Origin of the sequence: Streptomyces sp. WAC05292, from assembly GCF_003949955.1 — a bacterium.
Taxonomy (GTDB): domain Bacteria; phylum Actinomycetota; class Actinomycetes; order Streptomycetales; family Streptomycetaceae; genus Streptomyces; species Streptomyces globosus.
In genome coordinates this window covers 1-4624 of the sequence record NZ_RPSE01000456.1, presented here as the reverse complement: position 1 = coordinate 4624, position 4624 = coordinate 1, and the positions used below count along the sequence as shown (strand labels likewise).

The 4624-nt window shown below is 74.9% G+C and carries 4 protein-coding genes; all 4 read right to left on the bottom strand.

The window, feature by feature from the left end:
* Positions 1–56 precede the first annotated feature (56 nt).
* The 4 genes from EF903_RS29100 to EF903_RS29085 are packed head-to-tail and all read right to left on the bottom strand — an operon-like array spanning position 57 to position 4595.
* Positions 57–1058, bottom strand: coding sequence for a LacI family DNA-binding transcriptional regulator (locus EF903_RS29100; protein WP_125547997.1), 1002 nt, complete (start codon positions 1056–1058; stop codon positions 57–59).
* The gene (locus EF903_RS29095; RefSeq protein WP_399421939.1) at positions 1055–2833 is read right to left on the bottom strand and encodes a glycoside hydrolase family 36 protein; all 1779 of its coding nucleotides are present in this window, start codon (positions 2831–2833) and stop codon (positions 1055–1057) included. The genes EF903_RS29100 and EF903_RS29095 overlap by 4 nt, the downstream gene beginning before the upstream one ends.
* Positions 2834–2835: 2 nt before the next feature.
* Complete coding sequence (locus tag EF903_RS29090) at positions 2836–3633, bottom strand: carbohydrate ABC transporter permease (protein WP_260616076.1); 798 nt, start codon at positions 3631–3633, stop codon at positions 2836–2838.
* Positions 3634–3683: 50 nt separating this feature from the next.
* On the bottom strand, positions 3684–4595 hold the full coding sequence (locus EF903_RS29085; protein WP_125547994.1) for a carbohydrate ABC transporter permease: 912 nt from the start codon (positions 4593–4595) through the stop codon (positions 3684–3686).
* Positions 4596–4624 lie beyond the last annotated feature (29 nt).

Genomic DNA, 4624 nt, shown 5'->3' with positions numbered 1-4624 from the left:
GGGCCCGGGACCGGCGGCAGCCGGACCGCGTCCGAAGCGTTCCGGAGCTGCGCCGGTCAGCCGCCGGCGGGGGCCGGGGCGGTGGAGGCGCGGACGACCAGCTCGGGGTCGAAGAGCAGTTCCCCGGCGGGCACGTCGCGGTTGCCGACCAGAGCCAGCACGCTGCGGCCGACCTCCAGGGCCAGCCGGTCGGCGGGCTGCCGGACGGTGGTCAGCGGCGGGTCGGTGAACTCGGTGACCGCGGTGCCGTCGTAGCCGACGACCGACACGTCCTGCGGGACGGACCGGCCGTGCCGGCGGATGCCCCGGATCGCGCCCAGCGCCATCCAGTCGCTGGCGGCGACGACCGCGGTGGCCCCGAGTTCCAGCAGCGGCGCCACGGCGGCCTGGCCGCCCTCCACCGTGTACGACTGGCGGATCACCCAGCGCTCGGCGTCCTCGATCCCGCGCCGGGACATCGCGGCCAGGAAGCCCTGCACGCGCCGGTCGGCGGGCCGGTTGCCCGCCGGCCCGGAGGCCATGCCGATCCGGCGGTGGCCGAGCCGGTACAGGTGGTCGACGGCGAGTTCGGCGGCGAGCAGGTCGTCGGTGGAGAACACCGGCACCGCGACGCCGTCCGCGAACTCGCCGTTGACGCCGACGTACGGCACGCGGCGCTGCCGCAGCAGCTCGTACGCCTCGGTGTCGGCGCCCTCGACGGTGTTGGAGGCGGACAGGAAGACCACCGCGGCGATGCCCTTGTCGACGAGGGAGGAGACGAAGTCGTACTCCTGCACGCCTCCGGCGAACGCCGGGCACAGCACGGTCTTCAGGCCGTGCGGGGCGAGCGCGGACTCGATGCGCTCGGCGACGTCGGCGAAGAACGGGTTCGAGACGTGGTCGGTGACGACGGCCACCAGCCGGCCCTGCGTGGTGCGCTCGTAGCCGAGTTCGGCCATCGCCTGCTCGACCGCGTCCCGGGTCTTGCGCGACACGCCCTGGCGGCGGTTGATGACCCGGCTGACCGTCGCCTCGCTGACCTGTGCGCGGGCCGCGATGTCGGTGATGCCGACCCTCATCGCCGTCCTTCCGTGATCGTGAGCGAGGCCAGGCCGCCGCGGGGGACGGCCAGGGTGTGCGGCCCCTCCCCGTAACGGGCCGACGTGGACTCGATGATACGGCCGTCGGGGCGGTGGACCACCCGGGCGATCCGGGCCGGACCGCCCCGTACGGAGAGGGTCAGCCGGTCCGTGGCGGACCCGTTGACCAGCTCCACGCGGCGGTGCGCGGCGGTGTCGAGGGGGACGACCACGTCGGCGTGGACGCTGATCAGGCAGCGGTCCCCGGCGCAGGCGCGCACCAGCGGGTACAGCTGGTCGGGGCGGCCGGGCTCCACCTCGCCGTCGAGCAGCAGGCCGCGGTGGGCCTGCCAGCGCCCCAGCCAGAACGCGACGGCCTCCCGGTGCGCCTCGGGGATCCGGTCGAGCCGCACGGACAGCTGCGGGACGGCGTGCAGGGCGCCGATCAGCTGCCGGGCCACCGCTTCGACGGGGGCCTGCGGGGACCACATCAGCATGTCGGAGTGGACGGCGCCGCCGGTGGCGAGCAGGGCGGTGTCCAGCGTGCGGACGCGGTTCGCGGCGGAGTCGCCCGGGCAGTCGAAGGACCGCAGCAGGTTCCCGAAGGGGGCGGTGCCGGGCCCGGTGTAGGGCTGGCGCAGCTCCAGCAGCAGCCCTTCGGGGCGTACGGCCTCCAGGCCGGCCCGGAGTTCGGCGAGCAGGCCGGCCATGGCCCGGCCGACGTCGGCGCCGCCGTCGCCGGCGTAGACCGCGGCCTGGTCGAGGAAGTCGAGCTTGAGGCCGTCGAGTCCGTGGTCGCGGACGAGGCGGGTGCACACCCCGACGACGTGCTCGCGGACCTCGGGGCGGCGCGGGTCGAGGACGTGGGCGCCGGGAACGGTCGCCGGGGCGGGGGCGTACGGCGCCCAGCGGGCGCGGCAGTCGGCGTCCGCCCCGAGGAGCAGGGGGGCGGTCCAGGCGAGGTAGCGCAGGCCCAGTGCCCGGACGGCGGCGACGTGGCCGGTGAAGTCGGGGAACTTCGCGGGGTCGGGCCGCCAGTCGCCGAGGCCGGCGTAGCCCCGGCCGCGGCCGCCGAGCTGCCAGCCGTCGTCGAGGATGAGGGTGCCGCAGCCCAGCGGTGCGGCGAGGGCGGCCTGGGTCTCGACCGCGGCGGCCGTGACGTCCTGGTTGAAGGCGTACCAGGTGGAGTAGACGGGTGCGCGGGCGCCCTCGGGGACCGGCATGGGCGGCAGCCTGCGGGCGTACCAGGCGCGCAGCGGACGCAGGGCGGCGGCCACGGAGGGGGCGGCCGGGACGAGCAGGACCCGGTGCGGCCCGCCGTCCGGGTCGGCGGGCAGCCGCAGGTGCACGACGTGCGTGTCGTCCTCCTCGGACACGCCGAAGCGGAGCGTGGCCTCGGGGGCGGGGTCGGCGGCGGCGAAGGTGAGCCGGGTGGCGCCGCCGTGCTCGTACAGGCAGCCCGCCGCGAGGCCGTCGACGAGGGAGGCCGACGCGCGGCCCTCCCAGTCGGCGACCAGGGTGCGCCGCCAGCCGCCCTGGGGGTGCCAGTAGCCGGCGGCGTCGCCGAGCGGGACGCGGAAGCGGATCTCGGCGGGCGCCCCGCCGGTCTCGGCGCGCAGCATGCGCAGACCGCCCGGGACGTCGGCGAGCGTCCACGGGGCGTCGGCGGGTTCGCCGCCCGGGGGGAGGGCGAGCACCGCCGCCTCCACCTCGTCGAGCAGGGGGGCGTACCGGGCGGGCGGCAGCCCGGCGGTGGTCACGGGTTCGGTCGGCAAGGTCACTCCTTCACGGCGCCGGCGAGCAGGCCGGAGACGAAATGGCGCTGGAGGGCGAGGAACACGAGGGCCATGGGCAGCGCCGCGACGGCCGTCCCGGCGAGGATCGCCCCGTAGTCGGTCTCGTCGAGGCCCTGGAGTGAGGCGAGGGCCACCGGGATGGTGTACGAGGAGCCGTCGCGCAGGACGACCAGCGGCCAGACGAAGTCGTTCCACTGGTAGAGGAAGAGGAAGACGGCCAGGGCGGCGAGCGCGGGCCGCATGGCCGGCAGGGCCACGCGCAGGAACAGCCGCAGCTCGCCGCAGCCGTCCATCCGGCCCGAGTCGAGCAGGGCGGGCGGCAGGGCCCCCATCGACTGCCGCATCAGGAAGATCCCGAAAGGCAGCGCCAGGTTGGGCAGGACCACCGCCTGGTAGGTACCCAGCCAGTGCAGGTCGGCCATCATCCGGAACAGCGGGACGAGGGTGGCCTGGACGGGCACCACGAGTCCGAGCATCACAAGCCCGAAGAGGGCGTCGCGGCCGCGGAAGCGGAAGACGGCGAACCCGTACCCGGCGAGGGTGCACACCGCTCCCGCGCCGACGGTGTAGAGGGCGGAGAGCAGCAGCGAGTTCAGCAGGACCCGGCCGAACTGCGCGGACTCCTGGAGCGAGTGGAGGTTCTCGGCCAGGTGGCCGCCGGGCAGCAGCGGCGGCGGACTGCCGAAGATCTCCTGCGAGCTGTGGGTGGCGCCCACGACCAGCCAGTGGAAGGGGACCAGGACGGCCGCCACGGTGATGGCGAGGGCGGAGGTCAGCATGAGGCTCCGGGCACGGCGGCGGGCACCTGGCGGCGGGGCGGCGGAGGCGTTCATTCCTTCTCTCCGAGGACACGGAACTGGACCAGGCCGAGGACGGCGACGATGACGGCGAGGGCGTACGCGATGGCGGAGGCGTAGCCGAAGTCGAAGAACTTGAAGGCGTTCTGGTAGAGGTACACGCCGATGGTGAGGGTGGCGTTGTCCGGGCCGCCGCCGGTGAGGACGTAAGGCTCGTCGAAGAGCTGGAGGGTGCCGATCGTGGACAGCACCGCGGTCAGCAGCAGCGCCGGCCGCAGGCCGGGCAGGGTGACGTGGCGGAACGCCCGCCACGCACCGGCCCCGTCGACGGCGGCGGCGTCGTACAGCTCGGCGGGGACGCTCTGCAGGCGGGCCAGCAGGATGACCGCGTTGTAGCCGGTGTAGTGCCAGGTCAGGGCCAGGCCGAGGGAGACCTTCGCCCACAGCGGGTCGGTCAGCCAGGGCACGGGGCCCGCGCCGATGCCCGAGAGCAGCCAGTTGGCCAGCCCGTGCTCCTTGTTCAGGAGGACGGAGAACACGATGCCGTAGGCGACGAGCCCGGTGACGACGGGCAGGAAGAAGCCCAGCCGCAGGAGCGACCGGGCGCGCAGCAGCCGCGAGTCGAGGGCGACGGCGAGGCCGGTCGCCAGGGCCAGCATCAGCGGGACCTGGACGGCGAGGATGACCGCGGTGTTGCCCAGGGCGGTCCGCAGCAGGGGGTCGTGCAGCAGCCGGACGTAGTTGTCGGCGCCGGCGAAGGAGCGCGTGCCGCCGGTGGTCCGGTGCAGGCTGAGGACGAAGGACGAACCGATCGGGTAGAGCTTGAAGACGGCGAAGAGCAGCAGGGCCGGCAGCAGCAGACACCGGGCCGCCGCCTGGTCGTTCGTCGAGTTCGCCCTGACGCGCCCGGCCTCCCAGGTGCGGATCCACCGCGGCAAGGGCATCGCCCCCGCCCTGATGGCCGCCTACGACG